The 22,790-nt window shown below is 72.5% G+C and carries 25 protein-coding genes and 4 tRNA genes; 23 read left to right on the forward strand and 6 right to left on the reverse strand.

Annotated elements, in window-relative coordinates:
* The 4 genes from ACZ56B_RS23600 to ACZ56B_RS23615 form a co-directional block, all read left to right on the forward strand.
* A partial coding sequence (locus ACZ56B_RS23600; protein WP_468793989.1) for a complex I subunit 4 family protein occupies positions 1-1,158 on the forward strand: 1,158 nt, incomplete at its 5' end.
* Complete coding sequence (locus ACZ56B_RS23605; RefSeq protein ID WP_468793992.1) at positions 1,155-2,654, forward strand: NADH-quinone oxidoreductase subunit N; 1,500 nt, start codon at positions 1,155-1,157, stop codon at positions 2,652-2,654. The genes ACZ56B_RS23600 and ACZ56B_RS23605, both read left to right, overlap by 4 nt.
* 249 nt (positions 2,655-2,903) lie before the next feature.
* Positions 2,904-3,767 (forward strand): zinc metalloprotease HtpX, encoded by an 864-nt coding sequence (htpX, locus tag ACZ56B_RS23610; protein WP_468793995.1) that lies wholly within the window; start codon positions 2,904-2,906, stop codon positions 3,765-3,767.
* A complete protein-coding gene (locus ACZ56B_RS23615; RefSeq protein ID WP_468793999.1) occupies positions 3,764-4,159 on the forward strand; it encodes a YccF domain-containing protein in 396 nt (131 codons plus the stop codon). Before htpX ends, ACZ56B_RS23615 begins: the two co-directional genes overlap by 4 nt.
* Positions 4,160-4,426: 267 nt before the next feature.
* On the opposite strand, the gene ACZ56B_RS23620 is transcribed toward ACZ56B_RS23615, so the two are convergent.
* Positions 4,427-5,674, reverse strand: a complete 1,248-nt coding sequence (locus tag ACZ56B_RS23620; RefSeq protein ID WP_468794002.1) for an APC family permease — start codon at positions 5,672-5,674, stop codon at positions 4,427-4,429.
* 155 nt (positions 5,675-5,829) lie between these two features.
* Between ACZ56B_RS23620 and ACZ56B_RS23625 the strand changes: the two genes are divergently transcribed.
* On the forward strand, positions 5,830-6,096 hold the full coding sequence (locus ACZ56B_RS23625) for a GlsB/YeaQ/YmgE family stress response membrane protein (RefSeq protein WP_468794005.1): 267 nt from the start codon (positions 5,830-5,832) through the stop codon (positions 6,094-6,096).
* Positions 6,097-6,204: 108 nt separating this feature from the next.
* Here the strand turns inward: ACZ56B_RS23625 and ACZ56B_RS23630 are convergent, their stop codons facing one another.
* On the reverse strand, positions 6,205-6,693 hold the full coding sequence (locus ACZ56B_RS23630; protein WP_067282299.1) for a YajQ family cyclic di-GMP-binding protein: 489 nt from the start codon (positions 6,691-6,693) through the stop codon (positions 6,205-6,207).
* 236 nt (positions 6,694-6,929) lie between these two features.
* Between ACZ56B_RS23630 and ACZ56B_RS23635 the strand changes: the two genes are divergently transcribed.
* Together ACZ56B_RS23635 and ACZ56B_RS23640 are read left to right on the forward strand one after the other, a co-directional pair.
* Positions 6,930-7,011, forward strand: a tRNA-Tyr gene (locus ACZ56B_RS23635).
* 118 nt (positions 7,012-7,129) lie between these two features.
* Complete coding sequence (locus ACZ56B_RS23640) at positions 7,130-7,342, forward strand: hypothetical protein (protein WP_468794008.1); 213 nt, start codon at positions 7,130-7,132, stop codon at positions 7,340-7,342.
* Between the two features lie 50 nt (positions 7,343-7,392).
* Here ACZ56B_RS23640 and ACZ56B_RS23645 read toward each other — a convergent pair whose 3' ends face one another.
* Complete coding sequence (locus ACZ56B_RS23645) at positions 7,393-8,049, reverse strand: NAD(P)H-binding protein (protein ID WP_468794012.1); 657 nt, start codon at positions 8,047-8,049, stop codon at positions 7,393-7,395.
* Positions 8,050-8,265: 216 nt separating this feature from the next.
* Positions 8,266-9,528, reverse strand: coding sequence for an amidohydrolase family protein (locus ACZ56B_RS23650; RefSeq protein WP_468794015.1), 1,263 nt, complete (start codon positions 9,526-9,528; stop codon positions 8,266-8,268).
* 357 nt (positions 9,529-9,885) lie between these two features.
* Between ACZ56B_RS23650 and ACZ56B_RS23655 the strand changes: the two genes are divergently transcribed.
* From ACZ56B_RS23655 to ACZ56B_RS23695, 9 genes are all read left to right on the forward strand, one after another.
* Positions 9,886-9,958: transfer RNA gene (locus ACZ56B_RS23655), tRNA-Thr, on the forward strand.
* Between the two features lie 46 nt (positions 9,959-10,004).
* Positions 10,005-10,077: transfer RNA gene (locus ACZ56B_RS23660), tRNA-Met, on the forward strand.
* A gap of 87 nt (positions 10,078-10,164) precedes the next feature.
* On the forward strand, positions 10,165-10,329 hold the full coding sequence (gene rpmG / locus ACZ56B_RS23665; protein WP_003948671.1) for a 50S ribosomal protein L33: 165 nt from the start codon (positions 10,165-10,167) through the stop codon (positions 10,327-10,329).
* A 128-nt stretch (positions 10,330-10,457) separates the two neighbouring features.
* Positions 10,458-10,910 (forward strand): FAS1-like dehydratase domain-containing protein, encoded by a 453-nt coding sequence (locus ACZ56B_RS23670; protein WP_468794017.1) that lies wholly within the window; start codon positions 10,458-10,460, stop codon positions 10,908-10,910.
* Between the two features lie 8 nt (positions 10,911-10,918).
* The gene (locus tag ACZ56B_RS23675; protein ID WP_468794134.1) at positions 10,919-11,347 is read left to right on the forward strand and encodes a MaoC family dehydratase; all 429 of its coding nucleotides are present in this window, start codon (positions 10,919-10,921) and stop codon (positions 11,345-11,347) included.
* A gap of 127 nt (positions 11,348-11,474) precedes the next feature.
* Entirely contained in the window at positions 11,475-12,044 is a 570-nt protein-coding gene (locus ACZ56B_RS23680) for a TetR/AcrR family transcriptional regulator (protein ID WP_468794021.1), read from the forward strand.
* A 116-nt stretch (positions 12,045-12,160) separates the two neighbouring features.
* Positions 12,161-13,600 (forward strand): DHA2 family efflux MFS transporter permease subunit, encoded by a 1,440-nt coding sequence (locus ACZ56B_RS23685; protein ID WP_468794024.1) that lies wholly within the window; start codon positions 12,161-12,163, stop codon positions 13,598-13,600.
* 47 nt (positions 13,601-13,647) lie between these two features.
* Positions 13,648-14,028, forward strand: coding sequence for a DUF3291 domain-containing protein (locus ACZ56B_RS23690; protein WP_468794027.1), 381 nt, complete (start codon positions 13,648-13,650; stop codon positions 14,026-14,028).
* A gap of 69 nt (positions 14,029-14,097) precedes the next feature.
* Positions 14,098-15,153 (forward strand): UDP-N-acetylmuramate dehydrogenase, encoded by a 1,056-nt coding sequence (locus ACZ56B_RS23695; RefSeq protein ID WP_468794030.1) that lies wholly within the window; start codon positions 14,098-14,100, stop codon positions 15,151-15,153.
* Between the two features lie 6 nt (positions 15,154-15,159).
* On the opposite strand, the gene ACZ56B_RS23700 is transcribed toward ACZ56B_RS23695, so the two are convergent.
* Together ACZ56B_RS23700 and ACZ56B_RS23705 are read right to left on the reverse strand one after the other, a co-directional pair.
* Complete coding sequence (locus ACZ56B_RS23700; protein ID WP_468794033.1) at positions 15,160-16,200, reverse strand: adenosine deaminase; 1,041 nt, start codon at positions 16,198-16,200, stop codon at positions 15,160-15,162.
* A 130-nt stretch (positions 16,201-16,330) separates the two neighbouring features.
* Complete coding sequence (locus ACZ56B_RS23705) at positions 16,331-17,557, reverse strand: pyridoxal phosphate-dependent aminotransferase (protein ID WP_468794036.1); 1,227 nt, start codon at positions 17,555-17,557, stop codon at positions 16,331-16,333.
* A gap of 283 nt (positions 17,558-17,840) precedes the next feature.
* Between ACZ56B_RS23705 and ACZ56B_RS23710 the strand changes: the two genes are divergently transcribed.
* From ACZ56B_RS23710 to rplL, 7 genes are all read left to right on the forward strand, one after another.
* Positions 17,841-17,913: transfer RNA gene (locus ACZ56B_RS23710), tRNA-Trp, on the forward strand.
* Positions 17,914-18,021: 108 nt separating this feature from the next.
* On the forward strand, positions 18,022-18,309 hold the full coding sequence (secE, locus tag ACZ56B_RS23715; protein ID WP_468794039.1) for a preprotein translocase subunit SecE: 288 nt from the start codon (positions 18,022-18,024) through the stop codon (positions 18,307-18,309).
* A gap of 80 nt (positions 18,310-18,389) precedes the next feature.
* A complete protein-coding gene (gene nusG, locus ACZ56B_RS23720; RefSeq protein WP_468794041.1) occupies positions 18,390-19,211 on the forward strand; it encodes a transcription termination/antitermination protein NusG in 822 nt (273 codons plus the stop codon).
* A gap of 180 nt (positions 19,212-19,391) precedes the next feature.
* On the forward strand, positions 19,392-19,826 hold the full coding sequence (rplK, locus tag ACZ56B_RS23725; protein ID WP_468794044.1) for a 50S ribosomal protein L11: 435 nt from the start codon (positions 19,392-19,394) through the stop codon (positions 19,824-19,826).
* A gap of 80 nt (positions 19,827-19,906) precedes the next feature.
* Positions 19,907-20,632, forward strand: a complete 726-nt coding sequence (gene rplA / locus ACZ56B_RS23730) for a 50S ribosomal protein L1 (protein ID WP_468794047.1) — start codon at positions 19,907-19,909, stop codon at positions 20,630-20,632.
* Between the two features lie 931 nt (positions 20,633-21,563).
* Positions 21,564-22,094 carry a 50S ribosomal protein L10 gene (gene rplJ / locus ACZ56B_RS23735; protein WP_468794049.1) on the forward strand — a complete coding sequence of 177 codons (531 nt, stop codon included), beginning with the start codon at positions 21,564-21,566 and terminating at the stop codon, positions 22,092-22,094.
* 115 nt (positions 22,095-22,209) lie between these two features.
* Entirely contained in the window at positions 22,210-22,599 is a 390-nt protein-coding gene (gene rplL, locus ACZ56B_RS23740) for a 50S ribosomal protein L7/L12 (protein WP_354761998.1), read from the forward strand.
* The last annotated feature ends 191 nt before the right edge of the window (positions 22,600-22,790 follow it).

Below are 22,790 nucleotides of genomic sequence, written 5' to 3' on the forward strand. Positions count from 1 at the left end.
ACCCTCGCGACCTTCGCCGTCCTCGACCTGGTCCTGTTCTTCCTCGCCTTCGAGACGGTCCTCGTCCCGATGTACTTCCTCATCGCCCGCTGGGGCGGCCCGGGCCGGGCCCGGGCCGCCTGGAAGTTCATCCTCTACACCCTGCTCGGCTCCGTGGTCATGCTGCTCGGCCTGCTCCTGATCGGAATCGAGGCGGGCACGTTCGACATGGTGGCACTCGCCACTGACAACGGCCGGTCACTCACCGTGTCCGTGCAGGTCGTCGCCGTTCTGGCGATCGGGCTCGGGCTCGCGGTCAAGACCCCGATGTGGCCGCTGCACAGCTGGCTGCCCGACGCCCACACCGCCGCGCCGACCGTCGGCTCGGTGCTGCTGGCCGGCGTCCTGCTGAAGATGGGCACCTACGGGTTCGTCCGCATCCTGCTCCCCGCCGCCCCGGAGGGCTTGCGCACCTTCGCTCCCTACCTCGCCGCCTTCGCCGTCGTCGGCATCGTCTACGGATCCCTCGCCTGCCTGGCCCTCGCCCGGCGGGGCGCGAAGGGCGACCTCAAGCGCCTCATCGCCTACTCCTCCGTCGGCCACATGGGCTTCGTCCTCCTCGGCGTCGCGACCATGACCCCGACCGGCGTCAACGGCGCCCTGTTCGCCAACATCGCCCACGGCCTCATCACCGGCCTGCTGTTCTTCCTGGTCGGAGCCCTGAAGGAGCGCACCGGCAGCACCGACCTCGACACCCTCGCGGAACGGACCGGCGCCGCCCTCTACGGCCGGGCCCCCCGCCTCGGCGGACTGCTCGCCTTCGGCGCGGTCGCCTCCCTGGGCCTGCCCGGCCTGGCCGGGTTCTGGGGCGAGATGCTCGCGCTGTTCGGCGCCTTCGACCCCGCCGAGGGCCTCAGCCGTCCCGCCTTCCTCACCTTCATGGCGATCGGCGCCTTCGGCACCCTGCTGACCGCCGCCTACCTGCTGGTCGTGGTCCGCCGGGTCTGCATGGGCGCCGCACCGGAGGAAGCCCCGGCACTCACCGACGTGCGCGGCCACGAGTTCGCGGCCTGGGTCCCGCTCGTCGTCCTCACCGTCGTCGCCGGCCTGTGGCCCAGGACCCTCCTCGGGCTCACCGACCCGGCCGTGCAGCAGCTCCTCGCAGGAGGCACCCGATGAGCTCCCTCGTCCAGTCCGTCGACTGGCTGGCCATCGCGCCGCCCGCCATCGCGGCGGCCGTCGGACTCGTCGTCCTCGTCGCCGACCTGTTCGTCAGTGAGCGCCGCACACCCCTGCTCGGCTGGGTCTCGGTGGCCGGACTCGCCGCCGCCGCGCTCATGCTGCTGCCCCTGCTCGGCACCGGCCGCAGCACCTTCTGCCTGGTCGGCGACACCGGTGTGTGCAGCTACACCGCCGACCGCTTCACCCTCGTCGTCCAGTTCCTGGTGCTCGGCGGCGCCCTCCTGGCCGCCCTGCTGTCCGTCACCGCGCTGAAGGACGCCGGCAAGCGGCTGCCCGAGGGGGAGTACTGGTTCCTGTTCCTCTCCTCCACGGCCGGCGCGGCCCTCCTGCCCGCCTCCCGCGACCTCGCGACCCTCGCCGTCGCCCTGGAGGTCGCCTCCCTGCCCGCCTTCGCCCTGGTCGGCCTGCGCCGGGGCGACCGCAGGTCCTCCGAGGCGGCCCTGAAGTTCTTCCTGTCCTCGGTCACCGCCACCGCGGTCAGCCTGCTGGGCATCAGCTTCGTCTACGCCGCCACCGGCACCCTCCACCTCACCCGGGTCGCCGAGCGCATCCAGGACGTCGACGGGCAGCTCCACACCCTCGCCCAGACCGGGGTCGTCCTCACCCTCGTCGGCTTCGCCTTCAAGACGGCCGCCGTCCCCTTCCACTTCTGGGTGCCCGAGACCTACGTGGGCGCCCCCCTGCCGATCGCCGCCTACCTGTCCGTCATCGGCAAGGCGGTCGGCTTCTCCGGCCTGGTCCTCGTCACGGTCGTCGCCCTCCCGTCGTACGCCGACGTCTGGGGTCCCGCGCTCGCCGTGCTGGCCGCCCTCACCATGACCGTCGGCAACGCCGGCGCCCTCAGGCAGCAGGCCGGGCGCGCGTACAGCGCGGTGCGCCTGCTCGCCTGGTCCTCCGTCGGCCAGGCCGGCTACCTCCTCGTCCCGATCGCCGCCGCCGCGTACTCCGACGACGCCGAGAAGGCGATCGGCTCCACCCTCGCCTACGCGCTCATGTACGGCGCCGTGAACCTCGGCGCGTTCGCGGTGGCCGCCCTCGTGGGCCGCGCCCACCGCCTCAACCGCGTCGCCGACTACCGCGGCCTGTACGCCTCCAGCCCCCTCACCGCGCTCCTCCTCGGCTTCTTCCTGCTCTGCCTCGCCGGGCTCCCGCCGGGCGTCATCGGCCTCTTCGCCAAGGTCACCGTCTTCTCCGCGGCCGTCGACGCCGGACTCGGCTGGCTCGCCGTCGTCATGGCCGTCAACGTCGTCATCGCGCTGGTCTACTACCTCCAGTGGACGGCCCTGCTGTTCCGCGCCCCCGAGGGCGCACCGGTGAAGCACCGCCTCCCCGCCCCCCTCACCGCCGCGATCGCCCTGACCGGCGTCCTGGGCATCGCCCTGTCGGGAGCCCCGCAGCTGGTCCTCCGCCTCACCGGCACCGGACTGTTCTGAGAGCCGGGGCGCATCCGGCGCGCGTGCGCGGGCACCCGGATCCCCGCGCACGCGTGCCGCCCGGGGCCGCCGTCGCCCGGACGGCTGACACGTGCCACCGCACGCACAAGGGAACTGGCGCCTCCCGTCCGGCGTTGACCGGTACGGGAGGGGCCACGGGACGTGACACCGCGGCGTCAGTGGCAGCGCAGGTCAGAAGGAAGATCAGCAAGCAAGGGTTCCCCTGCCGCACGATTTGGAGGGCGTACCGTGCACCGCCGGCACAACGGGCTCAGGACCGCGGTCCTCCTCGGGGGACTGTCCGCACTCATCGTCCTCGTCGGCAGCTTCTTCGGCCGCACGGGGCTCGTCGTCGCCGTCCTGGTCGCCCTCGGCACCAACGCGTACGCCTACTGGAACAGCGACAAGCTGGCCCTGCGCGCGATGCGCGCCCGCCCGGTGAGCGAATTCGAGGCCCCGGGGCTGTACCGCATGGTCCGGGAGCTCTCCACCCAGGCCCGCCAGCCCATGCCCCGCCTGTACATCTCCCCGACGGAGGCGCCCAACGCCTTCGCCACCGGCCGCAACCCGCGCAACGCCGCCGTGTGCTGCACCGAGGGCATCCTGCGCCTGCTGGACGAGCGCGAGCTGCGCGGCGTCATCGGCCACGAGCTCAGCCACGTCTACAACCGCGACATCCTGATCTCCTCGGTCGCCGGCGCCCTCGCCTCCGTGATCATGTTCCTGGTCAACTTCGCCTGGCTGGTCCCGGTCGGCCGCTCCGACGACGACGACGGCCCCGGCCTCCTCGGCATGCTGCTGATCATGCTCCTCGGTCCGATCGCCGCGTCCCTCATCCAGCTGGCCGTCAGCCGCTCCCGGGAGTACGAGGCGGACGCCTCCGGAGCGCAGCTCACCGGCGACCCGATCGCCCTCGCGAGCGCCCTGCGCAAGCTGGAACGGGGGACCAGGCAGCTCCCGCTGCCTCCCGAGCCCCGCATCGAAACGGCCAGCCACATGATGATCGCGAACCCCTTCCGGCCGGGACAGGGGCTCTCGAAGATGTTCTCCACGCACCCGCCGATGGCGGAACGCATCGCCCGACTCGAGAAGATGGCAGGTCACCTCCCGTGAAGACCATCCTGAACGTCATATGGCTCGTCCTCAGCGGCTTCTGGCTGTTCCTCGGCTACCTGCTCGCGGGCGTGCTGCTGTGCGTCACGATCATCGGCATCCCCTTCGGCATCGCCGCCTTCCGCATCGGCGTCTACGCCCTGTGGCCCTTCGGGTACACCGCGGTCGAGCGCCGCGACGCGGGTGCCGCCTCCTTCGTCGGCAACGTGCTGTGGCTGATCCTCGCGGGCTGGTGGCTGGCGATCGGCCACGTCGTCACCGGCCTCGCCCTGTGCGTCACGATCATCGGCATCCCGCTCGGCATCGCGAACTTCAAGCTGATCCCGGTCTCCCTGCTCCCGATGGGCCGCGAGATCGTGCGGACGGACCAGCCGTTCACGAACCGCTGGTGAGGGCCGGGGCCGGCCGCCCCGGCGGGCACGCGCCGCGCCCCGGCGCGTCGTCCACAGCTCCGCAGGTCGTCCACAGTCCGCAAGTCGTCCACAGGCCCGGCCCGCCGGTCGGTGACGGCCCCCATGTCGAACCCGTGACCGAGTACGAGCGGGTGCCGACACCGGTGACGGACAGGGCCCGCACCCTCCGCCCAGGAGGGCGGCCGTCCCCGCCCGGGCCCGTCGGCGCGGGACCGCAGGACGCGGGCCGCCGGGCGCCCGGCCCGGCTACCGGCGGGCCCACCGCCGCCGCACCCCGTGGGCCAGCACACCCGCCGCCAGCACGCCCGCGCCCATCACCACCGAGGACCCCGGCAGCGAGAACGCCAGCACCAGGCACCCGGTGAGCCCCAGCGCCGGCACCACCCGCGCCGCCGGTCCCGGACGGAGCGTCCAGGCCGACGCGTTGGCCACCGCGTAGTACGTCAGCACCCCGAAGGAGGAGAAGCCGATCGCGTCCCGCACGTCCACCGTGGCGGCCAGCACGGCGACCACCACGCCCACGGCCAGCTCCGCCCGGTGCGGCACCCGGAACCGCGGGTGCACGGCGGCCAGGCCACCGGGAAGATGCCGGTCCCTGGCCATGGCCAGCGTGGTCCGGGAGACCCCCAGGATCAGGGCGAGCAGCGAACCCAGCGCGGCGACCGCCGCGCCCGCCCGCACCACGGGCGCCAGTCCGGGGACCCCGGCGGCCCGCACCGCGTCGGCGAGCGGCGCGGTGGCCTCGCCCAGCCCCCGCGCCCCCAGCACGGAGAGGACGGCCGCGACGACGGCCGCGTACACGACCAGCGCGATGCCCAGGGCCAGCGGGATCGCGCGCGGGATGGTGCGCGCCGGGTCCCGGACCTCCTCACCGAGGGTCGCGATCCGGGCGTACCCGGCGAAGGCGAAGAACAGCAGGCCGGCCGCCTGGAGCACCCCGTCGGCCCCGTCCGGCGCCTCGACGCCCAGGCGCCCGGCGTCGGCCTCCCCGGAGGCCAGGCACACGGCCACCACGGAGGCCAGGACGGCCAGGACCACGGCCACGATCACCCGCGTCAGCCGCGCGGACTTGCGGACCCCGCCGTAGTTCACCGCGGTCAGCGCCACGACGGCGGCGACCGCCACGGCGTGCGCCCGCTCCGGCCAGACGTACGCGCCCACGGTGAGGGCCATCGCCGCACAGGAGGCCGTCTTCCCGACCACGAACGCCCAGCCCGCGAGGTACCCCCAGAACTCACCGAGCCGCTCGCGCCCGTAGACGTACGTGCCGCCCGAGGCCGGATACAGGGCGGCGAGACGGGCCGACGAGGTGGCGTTGCAGTAGGCGACCACGGCGGCGACCGCGAGCCCGAGGAGCAGCCCGGAGCCGGCTGCCCGCGCGGCGGGCGCCGGCGCGGCGAAGACCCCGGCTCCCACCATCGAGCCGAGACCGATGACCACGGCGTCGCCGACACCGAGCGTGCGGCGGAGTCCGGGACCGGAGGGCGCTGTCACGAGCCGCACCCTACCGAGCGGTGGAACCGCCGTCCGTGCACCGGGCGTCCTCCACCCCAGGACGGGGTGAACGATCGGTGCCGGGACCGGTGCCGAGGCGGACATCACCGCACCGGGGACGTGCGGGGGGCGGTACGAGAGGGCAGGGTCACAGCATGACGATCATCAGTTGGATCATCCTGGGACTGCTGGCCGGGGCGATCGCGAAGTTCCTGCTGCCGGGCCGCGACCCGGGAGGGCTCGTCGGCACGACCCTGATCGGTGTCGCCGGCGCGTTCGTCGGGGGCTGGATCTCGGCCCGCTGGCTCGACCACCCGGTCACCGAGGACTTCTACGACGGCACCACCTGGGTCGCCGCGATCGGCGGCTCGCTGGTCCTCCTGATCGCCTACCGCCTCCTGTTCGGCCACTCGCGCGACTGACCGCGCCCGCGGCCGCGGCCGGCGGGAGAGGAAGGGCGGGCACCCGGTGCCCGCCCTCCTGGTGTCCGCGCGGCGCGCGGACGTCACCGGTCCGCGGCCCCGCGGGTCCTACCGGTAGTTCACGAACTGCAGGGCGAAGTCGAAGTCCTTGCCCTTCAGCAGGGCGATGACGGCCTGCAGGTCGTCACGGCTCTTGGAGCTGACCCGCAGCTCGTCGCCCTGCACCTGGGCCTTCACGCCCTTCGGGCCCTCGTCCCGGATGATCTTCGCCACCTTCTTCGCGTTCTCCTGGGAGATGCCCTCCTGGATCGACGCGAAGATCTTGTACTCCTTGCCCGAGAGCTGAGGCTCGCCCGCGTCCAGGGCCTTCAGGGAGATACCGCGCTTGATCAGCTTGGACTGGAAGACGTCGAGGACGGCCTTGACCCGGTCCTCGGAGTTCGCCTCCATGAGGATCTTCTCCCCGGACCACGAGATCGAGGCGCCCACGCCCTTGAAGTCGTAGCGCTGCGAGATCTCCTTGGCGGCCTGGTTGAGGGCGTTGTCGACCTCCTGCCGCTCGACCTTCGAGACGATGTCGAAACTGGAGTCGGCCATGTCCTGTGGCTCCTTGTATCGGGGGCACGCGTCGGGCTGCGAGCCGGACGCGCACCGGCGTACGTGGGGCGGCCACCGAGCCCGGCATCGGTCCCGGGCCGCATCCGGACCAGCCTAGTCACCCCCCGGAGTCCGGGCGGAGATCAATCAGGTGGCGAAGCACCCCTGTCCATCGGGTATTGTTTACGTCGTTGCCAGGGAGCGCAGCCGAAAAGGCGGTTCCGGGCAGCTACCCCGGCGGTGTGCCCGAGCGGCCAAAGGGAGCAGACTGTAAATCTGCCGGCTCAGCCTTCCCAGGTTCGAATCCTGGCGCCGCCACACTGGGGAAAGCCCCCTCCGTCCCGCAGAAACGCGGGACGGAGGGGGCTTCTTCGTGTGCGTCCTCCGTGCGCGGTCGCCGCGCGGCCGAGGGCAGGGCCCCGGGCACACTGGCTCCATGTCGCCCCGTCGCAGAGCCTGCCCCGAGTGCCGCCGCGAGATCGCCGTCGTCGCCGGGCGGTACGCGCGCCACGACCCGCCCGGCGCGCGGGGGAGCGGAGAACTGACCTCCTGTCCGGGATCGCGCAGACGGGCCCTGCCGGGTGCGGAGCAGCCCTCGCTGGACGGCTACGCGGTACCGGAGTTCCCGGGACAGATGCCCCTCTTCTGAGGCCTCCCCCGGCAGTCCCGGCCGGCCCGCCGGGACTGCCGGAGCCCCGCTCAGTTGCCCGCCACCGACTTCACCGCCACCGACACCGGCGCGGGCCCGCTGATCAGCTCCAGGGTCAGGCCGGCCGTCGCGGGGGTGTCCACCAGTTCCGCCAGGACGGCGGCCACGTCGTCGCGCGGGACCGGGCCGCGGCCCGTGCGGGCCTCCAGGCGGACCAGGCCGGTCCCGGCGTCGTCGGTGAGCTGGCCGGGGCGCAGGATCGTCCAGTCCAGCGCGTCCAGGCCGCGTACGTACGCGTCCGCCTCGCCCTTGGCGCGCAGGTACACGTCGAAGACCTCGTCCCCCTCGTGCGCCGGGTCCGCGCCCATGGAGGACACGACCACGAAGCGCCGCACGCCCGCGCGGACCGCCGCGTCGGCGAAGAGGATCGCCGCCGCCTTGTCCACCGTCTCCTTGCGTTCCGCCCCGCTGCCCGGGCCCGCTCCCGCGGCGAACACCGCCGCGTCCGCGCCCGCGAGCCGCTCCGCGACCTCCTCCACCGACGCCGACTCCAGGTCGAGCACGATCGGCTCGGCGCCCGCCTGCCGCAGATCGTCGGCCTGTTCGGGCTTGCGGATGATGCCCGCCACCTCGTCCCCGCGCGCCGCGAGCAGCCGCTCCAGGCGCAGCGCGATCTGACCATGACCACCAGCGATGACAATGCGCATGTCTTCGACCGTACGCCGGGACGGCCGCATCCGCCGCACGGCTCCCGCGGCCCCCGCGGTCCCGCGGCCCCCGCGGTCCCGCGGCCCCCGCGACCCCGGCGGTCCGGTGCGGTGTCCCCCGGTCCACGGGCCCCCGGACTCCGCGGTCCTTCCCCGGCGGTCCCACGCGCCCTCGGACTCCGGCGCTTCCGCCCCGGCCGGCGGGCAACGGCCGTCTCAGGAGGCCTCGCCCCGTCCCTGCCGCGGCAATCCCAGTTCCTCCGCCGCCGGACCGCAGTACTCCCGCACCGCGCTCGTCCGCGCCACCACGCGTCCCCGGTGCACCACGACGCGGCTGTACGCCAGCGACAGCGCCGCGGGGAGCCGGTCGCCGCGCACGGCCAGCAGTTCGGCCGGGAAACCCGCCTCCACGCGTACCTCGGGCAGTCCCAGGGCGGCCCGCGCGGACGCGCTCACCGTGTCGTAGGCGTCCTCGACGGGCAGCCCGTGGCGCGAGGCCAGCAGGTACGCCGCCTCCAGCGGGTCGCCGCGGCCCACGGGGTTCGACACGTCCCGCAGGGCGCCGCTCCCGGCGGCCACCCGCACACCCGCCGAGCGCAGCAGCCGCACCGGAGGCACGCCCCCGCGGTCGACGCCGCAGCCGCCCTGCGGAAGGCACACCACCGTCACCCCGTTCGCCGCGAGCCGGTCCGCGGACCGTACGGCGACCTCGGCGGGGAACCGGGCGAGGCCGCCGCACGGGCCCAGGGCCACTCCCGGCCGCAGCCCGCCGGCCATCGCCGCGAACCGGGCCAGGCGGACGGGGTCGGCGGCGTCCGTGTGCAGGTCGACGGGGCAGCCGTGCTCGGAGGCGACCTCCAGGACCGCCTCCACGTACCCCGTGGGGTCGGGGTCGAGGTCCGGACAGCCGCCCACCACGCAGGCGCCCATCTTGACCGCGTCCCGCAGCATCGCCAGCCCGTCCGCCCCGGCCACCCCGGTCAGCACCCGGGGCATGGCCACCGCCGTCAGGTCGGCCAGTCCGCGCAGCGAACGCTGCGCCTCCAGCACGGCGGTCAGCGCGCCGAGCCCGGTCACGTCGCCCACCCGCACGTGGGCCCGCAGCGCCGTCGCCCCGTGCGCGAGCTGGAGCAGCGCGGCCTCCGCCGTCCGGCGCTGGACGTCCTCGGGGTCGTACGAGACGGGGCCGCCGGTGTCGGCGGACAGGGCCGTGTCGGCGTGCGCGTGCGGCTCGGCCGGGGCCGGCAGGAGCAGGTAACCGGCGAGATCGACCCGGGCGCCGCACGCGCGGCCGCCGTCCGCCGCCAGGCTGCCGGCCGTACCGACCGCCTCGATGCGCCCGCCGCCCAGCCGTACGTCCACGGTCCGCCCGTCGGTGAGCCGCGCGCCGCACAGCAGGAGCGGGGGCGGGTCGGCCGGACCCGGGAACGGTGACGGGAGGGGCGGGCGGGGCGGTGGCTGCGGCCGGCTGTCGGGCATCGCGCTCCTGGGGCTCGAACTGCGCGCAGGGGGCGCACATCACGCTGAGACAAGATCACGCAGAGTGATTCGAGCCTAGGACGGTGGTCTGTCCCCCGCCGGGAGGAGCGCAATAGTCGTACCGGCGTGGTCCGCCGTTGTGCGGTGCGTGCCGGGTCCGGACCGCGCGCACCGGCAGGAGGGCCGCGGGGGTGCCGGGAGAAGGCCGGAGGAGCGCCGAGGGGTAAGGCCGGGTGAGGGCTGCGAGGGACCGGGAAGGGCGGGGGAGGGCCGGGAACGGCGGGTACGCGGTGCGTGGCGGAGGGCCGAAATGGATTTGGGCGAACGGCCGAGGACCGTGTAATGTCTTCATCGCTCGCCCCAATAGCTCAGTCGGCAGAGCGTCTCCATGGTAAGGAGAAGGTCAACGGTTCGATTCCGTTTTGGGGCTCTGGTGTGAGAGGTACCCGTCGTCAGGCGGGACCCGATCGCATCGCAGCGGTGTAGCTCAGTCGGTAGAGCAAGCGGCTCATAATCGCTGTGTCACCGGTTCAAGTCCGGTCACCGCTACAGACAGTAGCCGATTGCGGGGTCGGTCCTTCGATCGGCTACTCTTCTTGCGTTAAACATTCCATCCGTTCGTCAAGGAGCACTCACGTGGCTGCCACCGACGTCCGCCCGAAGATCACGCTGGCCTGCGTGGAGTGCAAGGAGCGGAACTACATCACCAAGAAGAACCGGCGCAACAACCCGGATCGTCTTGAAATGAAGAAGCACTGCCCGCGTTGCAACGCGCACACCGCGCACCGCGAAACGCGATAAATCAGGCTCGTGCGCGAGGCCGTCCCCGCAGTCGGGGGGCGGCCTCGTGTCGTTTCCCCACCGGTCGGTCCTCGGCCCTCGTCCGCGCCGTAGGGTCATGACACCAGTACACAGGAGGTGCCGCGCGCATGGCGCTCGACCAGTCCTTCGTGGGGCGGACCTACCCGCCCACCGAGCCCTACGAGGTGGGCCGGGAGAAGATCCGTGAATTCGCCGAGGCGGTGGGGGACGCCAATCCGGCGTACACGGACGTGGAGGCCGCCAAGGCGCTCGGTCACCCCGATGTGATCGCCCCGCCGACCTTCGTGTTCGCGATCACCTTCAAGGCGGCCGGACGGGTCGTCGCCGACCCCCGGCTCGGCCTGGACTACAACCGGGTGGTGCACGGCGACCAGAAGTTCGCCTACGTCCGCCCGGTGCGGGCCGGCGACCGGCTCACGGTCACCTCGACCATCGAGTCGGTCAAGTCGATGGCCGGCAACGACGTCCTGGACATCCGCGGCGAGGTGCACGACGAGGCCGGCGAGCACGTCGTGACCGCCTGGACCAAGCTGGTGGCCCGCGCGGCCGAGGAGGCGTGAGCGACACCATGACGGCGAAGATCTCCTACGCCGACGTCGAGGTCGGCACCGAGCTGCCCGCGCGGACGTTCCCCGTGACCCGGGCGACCCTCGTCCGGTACGCGGGCGCCTCCGGCGACTTCAACCCCATCCACTGGAACGAGAAGTTCGCCAAGGAGGTCGGGCTGCCCGACGTCATCGCGCACGGCATGTTCACCATGGCCGAGGCGATCCGCGTGGTGACCGACTGGACCGGGGACCCGGGCGCGGTCGTGGAGTACGGGGTGCGCTTCACCAAGCCGGTCGTCGTGCCGAACGACGACCGGGGCGCCCTCATCGAGGTCAGCGGCAAGGTCGCGGCCAAGCTCGACGACAACACGGTCCGCGTGGACCTCACGGCGACCAGTGCCGGGCGGAAGGTGCTGGGGATGTCGCGGGCGGTCGTACGACTGGCCTGACGCGAAGCCGGAGAGCCGCGCAGGGGGCGTTCCTCGCGAGGGGGCGCCCCCGCGCGGCTCCCGCGCGGGTCCCGGACGCGACCCGACCCTCTTGACGCGGTTAGTGATTGAGTACTAACTTCGTTGTGTGGCCAGGATGAGTGCAGAGGAGAGGCGCGAGAGCGTCATCCGCGCGGCGACCGCCGAGTTCGCGCGCGGCGGGTACCACGGCACGTCGACCGAGGCGATCGCCAAGCGGGTCGGTGTCTCGCAGCCGTACCTCTTCCGGCTCTTCCCGGGCAAGAGGGCCATCTTCCTGGCGGCGGCGGAACGCTGCTCGCAGGACGCCCTCCGCATGTTCACGGAGGCCGCCGAGGGTCTGGAGGGCGAGGAGGCCCTGCAGGCCATGGGGGACGCCTACCGGAGGAGCATCGCGGAACGGCCCGAGATGATGCAGATGCAGATGCAGATGTACCTCGCCGTCGCGGCCGCGGAGCAGGAGGGCGACCACGAGTTCGGCGAGTCGGTGCGCGCCGACTGGCTGCGGCTGTGGGACACCGTCCACCTCGCGCTGGGGGCCGACATCGGTGAGACGACGACCTTCATGGCGTACGGCATGCTCATCAACTGCATGGCAGCCATGGGGTTCCCGCCCGAGCACCGGATCTGGGAGGGGATCCACGCGGCGGCGCCGCCCGAGCGCCCGTCCGGGGGGTGACGGACGCAGGCGGGCGGAGGCGGACGGAGGGAAAGGAGCGGGCGGCACCGCTTTTTTTCTGCACAGAGAAGTTAGTCATCAATAACTAACCAAAGGGACCACCTCCTGGGGGAGCGATGTCACAGCAGACCACGGACCGCGGATCGGCCGCCTGGGCGCTCGTCGTCACCAGCGTCGCCGGATTCATGGCGGCCCTCGACAACCTCGTCGTCACCACCGCCCTGCCCGCCATCCGTGAGGACCTGGGCGGGGCCCTGCACGACCTCGAATGGACCGTGAGCGCCTACACGCTCACCTTCGCCGTCCTGCTGATGTCCGGCGCGGCCCTCGGCGACCGCTTCGGCCGCCGGCGGCTCTTCGTCGCCGGTCTCGCCGTCTTCACCGGGGCGTCCGCCGCCGCGGCCATGGCGCCCGGGATCGACTCCCTCATCGCCGCCCGCGCGGTCCAGGGCGCCGGGGCCGCGGTCATGATGCCCCTCACCCTCACCCTGCTGACGGCCGCCGTGCCCGAGGCGCGCCGGGGGGCGGCGTACGGCGTCTGGGGCGCCGTCAACGGGCTCGCCGTGGCCTGCGGCCCGCTCGTCGGCGGCAGTCTCACCGAGCACTTCTCCTGGCAGTGGATCTTCTGGCTGAACGTCCCGCTGGGCCTGGTCCTCATCCCGCTCGCGCGCCTGCGCCTCGCCGAGTCCCGCGGCGCCGGCGCCCCGCTCGACCTGCCCGGCACCCTGCTCGCCAGCGGCGGCCTGTTCGGCATCGTCTACGGCCTGGTCCGCGGCCCCGTCGACGGCTGGACCGGCACCGTCGTCCTCACCGGCCTGTTCGCCGGGGCGGCCCTGCTCGTCGGCTTCGTCCGCTACAGCAGCCGTGCCAGGAACCCCATGCTGCCGATGCGGCTGTTCCGCTCCCGGGCCTTCTCCGGCATCAACGCGGCGAGCCTGCTGATGTTCCTCGGCATGTTCGGCTCGATCTTCCTGCTCAGCCAGTACCTGCAGGGCGTGCTCGGCCACTCGCCCACCGAGGCCGGCCTGCGGATGCTGCCCTGGACCGGCATGCCGATGCTCGTCGCCCCGGTCGCCGGCCTCCTCTCCGACCGCATCGGCGGCCGACCGGTCGTCGCCACCGGGCTCTTCCTGCAGGCCCTCGGCCTCGGCTGGCTGTCACAGGTGGCGACCGTCGACGCCTCCTACGCCGTCCAGCTGCCCGCCCTGGTCATCGGCGGCGTCGGCATGGCCCTGTTCTTCGCCCCGGCCGCCAACCTGGTGATGTCCAGCGTCCGGCCGGAGGAACAGGGCATCGCCTCCGGCGCCAACAACGCCCTGCGCGAGGTGGGCGGCGCCCTCGGCGTCGCGGTCATGGCGTCGATCTTCTCCGCCCGGGGCGGCTACGCGTCCGCCCAGGCGTTCGTCGACGGCCTGCGGCCGGCCCTGGTCGTCGGGGCCGCGGCGGTCGCCCTCGCGGGAATCGCCGTCCTGTTCGTGCCGGCCCGCCGGCCCGTCCGCCGCGGTGGGCCGGCGGCCGCCCGCACGGCCGAGCCGGTCCTGGAAAACGCCCACTGAGCACCTCGAACGTCCGGTCAGCCCGCCCGGAAGGAAGGAACCCACCCGTGCCGACCCTCCCCTGGACCGTCCCGAACACCCCGCCGCCCCACACCGAGGTGCACGTCTTCGCCTCCCGCTTCGAGACCCGCACCCTCTGGGGAGCCCTGCGGTTCTTCTTCAAGACGCCCGGAGTGTGGTGGCAGGTGAGCAGGGCCCCCGGCGCGTACGGGGCGACCCTGAGGGCAGAGCCGCTGCGGCGGACCTTCTGGACCCTCTCCGCCTGGGAGTCCCCGCAGGCCCTCGGCGCCTTCGCCCGCTCCGGCCCGCACGCGCCGACCGCCCGGAGCCTCGCCCGGCGGATGCGGGACGCGAAGTTCGCCGGCTGGACGGCGAGGAGCGAGGACCTCCCCGTCGACTGGTCCGAGGTCGCACGGCGCCTCACCTGAGCGCACGCGCGCGTACGGGCCCCACCGCCCCCGCCGGACGCAGCCGGCGGGGGCCTTAGTCTTGAGCGCGTGCAGGAACTCCACGACGCCCCCCTCGCCCCGCTGACCACCTTCCGGCTGGGCGGCCCCGCCACCCGGCTGGTCACCGCGACGACCGACGACGAGGTGATCGCCGTCGTCCGCGAGGCCGACGACAGCGGCACGCCCCTGCTGATCATCGGCGGCGGCTCGAACCTGGTCATCGGCGACAAGGGCTTCGACGGCACCGCGCTCGTCATCGCCACCCGGGGGTTCGCCCTGGACGGCACGCGGCTGGAACTCGCGGCCGGGGAGGTGTGGACCGACGCCGTCGCCCGCACCGTGGAGGCGGGACTGGCCGGCATCGAGTGCCTGGCCGGCATCCCCGGCTCGGCGGGGGCGACCCCCATCCAGAACGTCGGCGCCTACGGGCAGGAGGTCTCCGCCACCCTCACCGAGGTCGTCGCCTACGACCGCCGGACCCGCGAGACGGTCACCCTCACCAACGAGGAGTGCGCCTTCTCCTACCGCCACAGCCGCTTCAAGGCCGACCCCGAGCGCTACGTCGTCCTGCGCGTCCGCTTCGCACTGGAGGACGCCGGCGGCCTCTCCGGCCCCCTCCGCTACGCCGAGACGGCCCGCGCCCTCGGCGTCGAGCCGGGCGACCGGGTCCCCCTGTCCGCGGCCCGCGAGACGGTCCTGAAGCTCCGCGCCGGAAAGGGCATGGTCCTGGACCCCGAGGACCACGACACCTGGTCGGCCGGCTCCTTCTTCACCAACCCGATCCTCGACGACGAGGAGTTCGCGGCCTTCCGCGCACGCGTGCGGCAGCGCCTGGGCGCCGACGCCGAGCCCCCCGCGTACCCGGCGGGGGAGGGCCGCACCAAGACCTCCGCGGCCTGGCTGATCGACCGGGCGGGCTTCACCAAGGGCTACGGCGACGGTCCGGCCCGCATCTCCACCAAGCACACCCTCGCCCTCACCAACCGCGGCGGGGCGACCACCGAGGACCTGCTGGCGCTCGCCCGCGAGGTCGTCGCCGGCGTGCGCGAGGCCTTCGGCGTCACACTGGTCAACGAGCCGGTGACGGTGGGCGTGAGCCTCTGAGCGGGCTCACCCCGCCGGCTTCGCCAGCCACTCGTCCACCCCCGTCAGCAGCCGCTCCTTCACGTCCTGCGGCGCCGCCGACCCCCGCACCGACTGCCGGGCCAGCTCCGCCAGCTCGGCGTCCGTGAAGCCGTGGTGGAGCCGCGCGATCTCGTACTGCGCCGCCAGCCGCGAGCCGAACAGCAGCGGATCGTCCGCGCCCAGCGCCAGCGGCACGCCCGCCTCGAACAGCGTCCGCAGCGGCACGTCCTCCGGCTTCTCGTAGACCCCCAGCGCCACGTTCGACGCCGGGCAGACCTCGCATGTCACCTGCCGGTCCGCGAGCCGCTGCAGCAGCCACGGGTCCTCCGCCGCCCGCACCCCGTGCCCGATCCGGTCCGCCTCCAGGTCGTCCAGGCAGTCCCGCACCGAAGCCGGCCCCGCCAGCTCCCCGCCGTGCGGCGCCGACAGCAGACCGCCCTCGCGCGCGATCGCGAACGCCCGGTCGAAGTCACGGGCCATCCCGCGCCGCTCGTCGTTGGACAGCCCGAACCCGATGACCCCCCGGTCCGCGTACCGCACCGCCAGCCGGGCCAGCGTGCGCGCGTCCAGCGGGTGCTTCATCCGGTTGGCGGCCACCAGCACCCGCATCCCGATCCCGGTGTCCCGCGTCGCCGCGTCCACCGCGTCCAGGATGATCTCCAGCGCCGGGATCAGCCCGCCCAGCCGGGGCGCGTACGACGTCGGGTCCACCTGGATCTCCAGCCAGCCCGAGCCGTCCCGCACCTCCTCCTCCGCCGCCTCCCGCACCAGCCGCCGGATGTCCTCCGGCTCCCGCAGGCACGAGCGCGCCGCGTCGTACAGCCGCTGGAAGCGGAACCAGCCCCGCTCGTCCGTGGCCCGCAGCCTCGGCGGCTCCCCGCCGGTCAGCGCGTCGGTCAGCGCCTCGGGCAGGCGCACCCCGTACTTGTCGGCCAGTTCCAGCAGGGTGGCGGGCCGCATCGACCCGGTGAAGTGCAGGTGCAGATGGGCCTTCGGCAGCTCGGAGACATCACGTACACGTTCCATTCCTGGATCCTGCCGCACGCCTCGGCCACCCCGGTAGCGCTTTCCCCTTTCGTGGTCTTGCTCGCACATAGGAACAGGGGTGCCCGGGAAGAACCCCGGGCACCCCTGTCGCGGACGGACGAGCGGAACGTCAGTCCCGCGCCTCCGCCAGCAGCTTCTGGATCCGGCTCACGCCCTCGACCAGGTCCTCGTCGCCCAGCGCGTACGACAGCCGCAGGTACCCCGGCGTGCCGAACGCCTCACCGGGCACCACCGCGACCTCGGCCTCCTCCAGGATGAGCGCAGCCAGCTCGACCGAGTCCTGCGGCCGCCTGCCCCGGATCTCCTTGCCGATCAGCGCCTTCACCGACGGGTAGGCGTAGAACGCGCCCTCGGGCTCCGGGCAGAGCACGCCGTCGATCTCGTTCAGCATCCGCACGATGGTCTTCCGGCGCCGGTCGAAGGCCTCCCGCATGGCCGCCACCGCGTCCAGGTCGCCGGAGACCGCGGCCAGCGCCGCCGCCTGGGCGACGTTCGACACGTTGGACGTGGCGTGCGACTGGAGGTTGGTCGCGGCCTTGACCACGTCCTTCGGACCGATGAGCCACCCCACGCGCCAGCCGGTCATCGCGTACGTCTTCGCCACCCCGTTGACCACGATGCACTTGTCGCGCAGCTCGGGCAGGAGCGCGGGCAGCGAGGTGAACGTCGCGTCGCCGTAGACCAGGTGCTCGTAGATCTCGTCGGTCAGCACCCACAGCCCGTGCTCGACGGCCCAGCGGCCGATCGCCTCGGCGTCCTCGGCGCTGTAGACCGCGCCGGTCGGGTTGGAGGGGGAGACGAACAGGACCACCTTCGTCCGCTCCGTGCGGGCGGCCTCGAGCTGCTCCACGCTCACGCGGTAGCCGGTCGTCTCGTCGGCGACGACCTCGACCGGGACACCGCCGGCCAGCCGGATCGACTCCGGGTACGTCGTCCAGTACGGCGCGGGCACGATGACCTCGTCGCCCGGGTCGAGGATCGCGGCGAAGGCCTCGTAGATGGCCTGCTTGCCGCCGTTGGTGACCAGGATCTGGGCGGGGTCCACCTCGTAGCCGGAGTCGCGCAGCGTCTTCGCGGCGATCGCGGCCTTCAGCTCGGGCAGGCCGCCGGCCGGCGTGTAGCGGTGGAACTTGGGGTTCTTGCAGGCCTCGATCGCGGCTTCGACGATGTAGTCCGGCGTCGGGAAGTCGGGCTCGCCGGCCCCGAAGCCGATCACCGGCCGCCCGGCGGCCTTGAGGGCCTTGGCCTTGGCGTCCACGGCGAGGGTGGCCGACTCGGAGATCGCGCCGATGCGGGTGGAGACCCGGCGCTCGGTGGGAGGGATTGCAGCGCTCATGAACCCATCGTTCCAGACCGGAAACCCAGGCGGCACGGGGGTTTCACCGACTGAACGGGATCGGGCAGCCCCCTGAACACCCGTCCGGATCGACCCGCCGGGAGGGCCACTGGTCAGGGCGGTCCGCCGCCGGTCCTCCGGCGGCGTGCCTCCCCGCGGCCCCTTTCTGTTCGACGCCCGGGCCAGGACCACGTACACTCTCACCTCGTTGGCCCTCGACGGCCCGCGTTCGTCCGGTGCACACCGAGCACTCGGCGGGATGCGGTACGTTGGGGACGCACAAAGGGTCGTAGCTCAATTGGTAGAGCACTGGTCTCCAAAACCAGCGGTTGGGGGTTCGAGTCCCTCCGGCCCTGCTACACACACCTTCGCCAGGATGTGTGCGCATGTACGTACAGCAATGCACCGCCGTGCGGCTCAGACCGGGCGCGGCACGGCCACGACCCGGAATCAGGTGAGGACGAGTGACGGACGCCGTGGGCTCCATCGACATGCCTGATGCCCAGGATGAGGCGCCGGACTCCAAGAGGAAGAACCGCAAGGGCGGCAAGCGGGCCAAGAAGGGCCCGCTGAAGCGCCTGGCGCTCTTCTACCGCCAGATCGTGGCGGAGCTCCGCAAGGTTGTCTGGCCGACCCGCAACCAGCTGACGTCGTACACGACGGCCGTGATCATCTTCGTCGTCATCATGATCGGCCTGGTCACCCTGTTCGACTATGGTCTCGGTCACGCCGCCAAGTACGTCTTCGGCTGAGCCGGGAGCGAAGAGCGCCGAGGTACCCGGCGCTCCTTTCGCATGTTCCACCCCTATGTATCCAGGAAGAAGCAGCCACCGTGTCTGACCCGAACGTGAACGACGCCGTTGAGCCTCGCGACGAGGGGGCCGAGTCCGCCGAGGACGCGCTCGACGCCGTCGCGGGCCCGGACACCGAGGACACCGAGGCCTCCGCGGAGGCAGAGGCTGCCGACACCCCCGCGGACGAGGCCGGCGAGGCCGGGGACGCCGCCGAGGACGAGGAAGCGTCCGAGGAGGACGGTCGCGACCCGGTCGAGAAGCTCCGCGAGGAACTGCGGACGCTGCCCGGCGAGTGGTACGTCATCCACACGTACGCGGGCTACGAGAAGCGCGTGAAGGCCAACCTGGAGCAGCGCGCCGTCTCGCTCAACGTCGAGGACCTCATCTACCAGGCCGAGGTGCCCGAGGAAGAGATCGTCCAGATCAAGAACGGCGAGCGCAAGACCGTCCGGCAGAACAAGCTGCCCGGCTACGTCCTGGTCCGCATGGACCTCACCGACCAGTCCTGGGGCGCGGTGCGGCACACGCCGGGCGTCACGGGCTTCGTCGGCGACGCCTTCAACCCGTACCCGCTGACGCTGGACGAGATCGTCAAGATGCTCGCCCCGGAGGCCGAGGAGAAGGCCGCCCGCGAGGCCGCCGAGGCCGAGGGCAAGCCGGCCCCGCAGCGCAAGGTCGAGGTCCAGGTGCTGGACTTCGAGGTCGGCGACTCGGTCACCGTCACCGACGGCCCGTTCGCCACGCTCCAGGCGACCATCAACGAGATCAACCCCGACTCCAAGAAGGTCAAGGGCCTGGTGGAGATCTTCGGCCGCGAGACGCCGGTCGAGCTCTCCTTCGACCAGATCCAGAAGAACTGACCCCTCGGGGCTCCTCCTCTGGACCCACGCTTCCGGGCAGGTCGGGCGAACGCTCACGCGTGCGCCTGACCTGCCCGGTTTTTGGCCGCACATGCATACCCGCTATCGTTGTGCGGTATGCCTGCGTCCGGGTTGTCCCCATGGCGCGGGCAGGACCCGAATGAAAGGACCCGGAGAGCCATGCCTCCCAAGAAGAAGAAGGTCACGGGGCTCATCAAGCTCCAGATCCAGGCCGGTGCCGCCAACCCGGCCCCGCCGGTCGGTCCCGCGCTGGGCCAGCACGGCGTCAACATCATGGAGTTCTGCAAGGCCTACAACGCCGCGACCGAGTCGCAGCGCGGTTGGGTCATCCCGGTGGAGATCACGGTCTACGAGGACCGTTCCTTCACCTTCGTCACCAAGACCCCGCCGGCCGCCAAGATGATCCTCAAGGCCGCGGGCGTGGAGAAGGGCTCCGGCGAGCCGCACAAGACCAAGGTCGCGAAGATCACCCGTGACCAGGTCCGCGAGATCGCCAGCACCAAGATGCCCGACCTCAACGTCAACGACCTGGACGCCGCCGAGAAGGTCATCGCCGGCACCGCCCGTTCCATGGGCGTCACGATCGAGGGCTGACCACCCGCAAGCCCCGCAGAAGTGTGGAAGGGCCTGCTCGGCCCGGACCACGACTCCTCGACAATCCACAGGAGCTTTTAGTGAGCAAGCGCAGCAAGTCTCTCCGCGCTGCGGACGCCAAGATCGACCGGGAGAAGCTGTACGCCCCGCTCGAGGCCGTCCGCCTGGCCAAGGAGACCTCCACGACCAAGTTCGACGGCACCGTCGAGGTCGCCTTCCGCCTGGGTGTCGACCCGCGCAAGGCCGACCAGATGGTCCGTGGCACCGTGAACCTCCCGCACGGCACCGGCAAGACCGCCCGGGTCCTGGTCTTCGCGACCGGTGACCGTGCCGAGGCCGCGCGTGCCGCGGGCGCCGACATCGTCGGCGCCGACGAGCTGATCGACGAGGTGTCGAAGGGCCGTCTGGACTTCGACGCCGTCGTCGCCACCCCGGACCTCATGGGCAAGGTCGGCCGCCTCGGCCGCGTGCTCGGTCCCCGTGGTCTGATGCCGAACCCCAAGACCGGCACCGTGACCCCGGACGTCACCAAGGCCGTCAACGACATCAAGGGCGGCAAGATCGAGTTCCGCGTCGACAAGCACTCGAACCTGCACTTCATCATCGGCAAGACGTCGTTCGACGACACCAAGCTGGTGGAGAACTACAGCGCCGCGCTGGAGGAGATCCTCCGGCTGAAGCCGTCCGCCGCCAAGGGCCGGTACATCAAGAAGGCCGCCATCACCACCACGATGGGCCCCGGCATCCCGGTCGACCCGAACCGCACCCGCAACCTCCTCGCCGAGGAGGACCCGGCCGCGGTCTGAGCCGGCCGGGCCGGCCCGGCCGGTCCGTGAACGTGAACCCGTTCCCGCGTCTCCCGAGACGCGGGAACGGGTTTTTCGTGCGCCGGTCCCGGGGGGCGTCGCGGTTCGCGTGGTCCACCGGTGTGCCGGCGGTGAAGCAGCCGGGGGCGGGGCCCACGGCACGGCCGCACGGAAGCGCGTGGGCGTCTCCCGGGCGGCCGTGGCCGTCCTCGAGGGGGCGCCGGGCGGCCGGGGTGGCGACGGGAGCGGGAAGGGGGCCTCGGGCGCGGGGCGGGCCGCCGGAACGGACGGCGGACGCGGCACCTGCGAGGACACGCCGAGCTTCGAGGGCGACGACCGGGACCGGCGGGTCCTTCGGCCCGCGGGCCGAGCAGGAGCGCGGGGAGGTGTCCGCCGGCGCCGGCAGCCGGGCGCGAAGGGGCACGACACCCGCTCCGGGCCGACGGGGACGGCCACCCGGCCGGGACGGTCCTCGGCGCGAAGAGCCGCGGGAGCGGCCGGCCCGGCGAGCGGCCGCCCCGGCCACGGCGCCGAGGCCCGGGGACACCGCCGGCATCGCCGGGACGCCGCAGGGCCCGGCAGCGGGCTCCGGGGCCGCTCCGGCTCCTGACGCCGCCGGGAGACCCGGCGTCCCCGCTGCCCCGCCCGGCCGATTTGCCTGACGCCGATCCGTTCCCGTACTCTTCCACGGAAGCCAAAGACCGCTGGTCGTTGCCGTGCGCTCGCAAGAGGGCCCGGTGGCCGAAGGATCCGCTGAACTGCGGACGACCCGCGCAGGTGACAGTGGAAGAGCTCCCGGAACCCGCCGCCGAGCGCGCGCGGAGGACCGGTCGAGCCTCGCCCCGTGCGCCTGCGCCCGGGGCGTTTCGTATTTCCCAGTCCTCCTTCGGGTCCGCGCGGTCCGAATCACCCGGAAGGAGGCCGAGGCTCTATGGCGAGGCCCGACAAGGCTGCCGCGGTTGCCGAGCTGACGGACAAGTTCCGCAGCTCCAACGCCGCCGTGCTGACCGAGTACCGCGGTCTCACCGTGGCGCAGCTCAAGACGCTGCGCCGTTCGCTCGGTGAGAACGCCCACTACGCCGTGGTGAAGAACACGCTGACCAAGATTGCGGCCAACGAGGCCGGGATCACGCTGGACGACCAGCTCTTCGCTGGTCCGACGGCGGTCGCCTTCGTCACCGGTGACCCGGTGGAGTCGGCGAAGGGTCTTCGTGACTTCGCCAAGGAGAACCCGAATCTCGTCATCAAGGGCGGTGTCCTTGACGGCAAGGCGCTCTCCGCCGACGAGTTCAAGAAGCTCGCGGACCTCGAGTCCCGCGAGGTTCTGCTGTCCAAGCTGGCCGGTGCCTTCAAGGCGAAGCAGTCCCAGGCTGCCTCCGTCTTCCAGGCGCTGCCGTCGAAGCTCGTCCGCACCGTGGACGCGCTCCGCGCCAAGCAGGACGAGCAGGGCGGTGCCGAGTAATTCGGCTCGCTTTCTGACCCGGGCCGCCTAGCGGCGAGGGTCGCAGCGGGCCCGACGTACGCCCGCCTCACCCAGTACATCCGGCACCTGCCGATTTAGTGGAAGGACCGCCATCATGGCGAAGCTCACCCAGGACGAGCTGCTGGCCCAGTTCGAGGAGATGACCCTCATCGAGCTCTCCGAGTTCGTGAAGGCCTTCGAGGAGAAGTTCGACGTCACCGCCGCCGCGGCCGCCCCGGTCGTCGTCGCCGGTGGTGCCGCCGGTGGCGCCGCCGCCGAGGCCGAGCCGGAGAAGGACGAGTTCGACGTCGTCCTCACCGGTGCCGGCGACAAGAAGATCCAGGTCATCAAGGTCGTGCGCGAGCTCACCTCCCTGGGCCTCAAGGAGGCCAAGGACCTGGTCGACGGTGCCCCGAAGCCGGTCCTCGAGAAGGTCAACAAGGAGGCCGCGGACAAGGCCAAGGAGGCCCTCGAGGGCGCCGGCGCCTCCGTCGAGGTCAAGTAAGACCTTCCGGGTCCGCCAGGATCCTCACGCGTCCCCCTGGGGCGTGTAACGCGCAAGCGCCGAGGAGCGATCATCCATCCGGGTGGTCGCTCCTCGGTGCGTCCGGGGCCCGGCGGCGGCTGCCTTGCGCCCGGGGCGGCGGGAGGTATGGTGATCTTCGTTGTGCCTCCGCGGGCCGCGAGGATCCGCCT

The sequence above is a fragment of the Streptomyces sp. NPDC034670 genome (assembly GCF_055574875.1).

Excerpts from the sequence above, each read along its gene's own strand:
- ACZ56B_RS23685 (WP_468794024.1), top strand. The coding sequence starts at position 12,161 with ATGTCACAGCAGACCACGGACCGCGGATCGGCCGCCTGGGCGCTCGTC.
- ACZ56B_RS23650 (WP_468794015.1), bottom strand. The coding sequence starts at position 9,528 with ATGCCCGACAGCCGGCCGCAGCCACCGCCCCGCCCGCCCCTCCCGTCA.
- ACZ56B_RS23705 (WP_468794036.1), bottom strand. The coding sequence starts at position 17,557 with ATGAGCGCTGCAATCCCTCCCACCGAGCGCCGGGTCTCCACCCGCATC.
- ACZ56B_RS23625 (WP_468794005.1), top strand. The coding sequence starts at position 5,830 with ATGACGATCATCAGTTGGATCATCCTGGGACTGCTGGCCGGGGCGATC.
- rplL (WP_354761998.1), top strand. The coding sequence starts at position 22,210 with ATGGCGAAGCTCACCCAGGACGAGCTGCTGGCCCAGTTCGAGGAGATG.
- rplK (WP_468794044.1), top strand. The coding sequence starts at position 19,392 with ATGCCTCCCAAGAAGAAGAAGGTCACGGGGCTCATCAAGCTCCAGATC.
- ACZ56B_RS23675 (WP_468794134.1), top strand. The coding sequence starts at position 10,919 with ATGACGGCGAAGATCTCCTACGCCGACGTCGAGGTCGGCACCGAGCTG.
- rplJ (WP_468794049.1), top strand. The coding sequence starts at position 21,564 with ATGGCGAGGCCCGACAAGGCTGCCGCGGTTGCCGAGCTGACGGACAAG.
- ACZ56B_RS23605 (WP_468793992.1), top strand. The coding sequence starts at position 1,155 with ATGAGCTCCCTCGTCCAGTCCGTCGACTGGCTGGCCATCGCGCCGCCC.
- ACZ56B_RS23630 (WP_067282299.1), bottom strand. The coding sequence starts at position 6,693 with ATGGCCGACTCCAGTTTCGACATCGTCTCGAAGGTCGAGCGGCAGGAG.
- ACZ56B_RS23645 (WP_468794012.1), bottom strand. The coding sequence starts at position 8,049 with ATGCGCATTGTCATCGCTGGTGGTCATGGTCAGATCGCGCTGCGCCTG.
- ACZ56B_RS23700 (WP_468794033.1), bottom strand. The coding sequence starts at position 16,200 with ATGGAACGTGTACGTGATGTCTCCGAGCTGCCGAAGGCCCATCTGCAC.
- ACZ56B_RS23640 (WP_468794008.1), top strand. The coding sequence starts at position 7,130 with ATGTCGCCCCGTCGCAGAGCCTGCCCCGAGTGCCGCCGCGAGATCGCC.
- ACZ56B_RS23670 (WP_468794017.1), top strand. The coding sequence starts at position 10,458 with ATGGCGCTCGACCAGTCCTTCGTGGGGCGGACCTACCCGCCCACCGAG.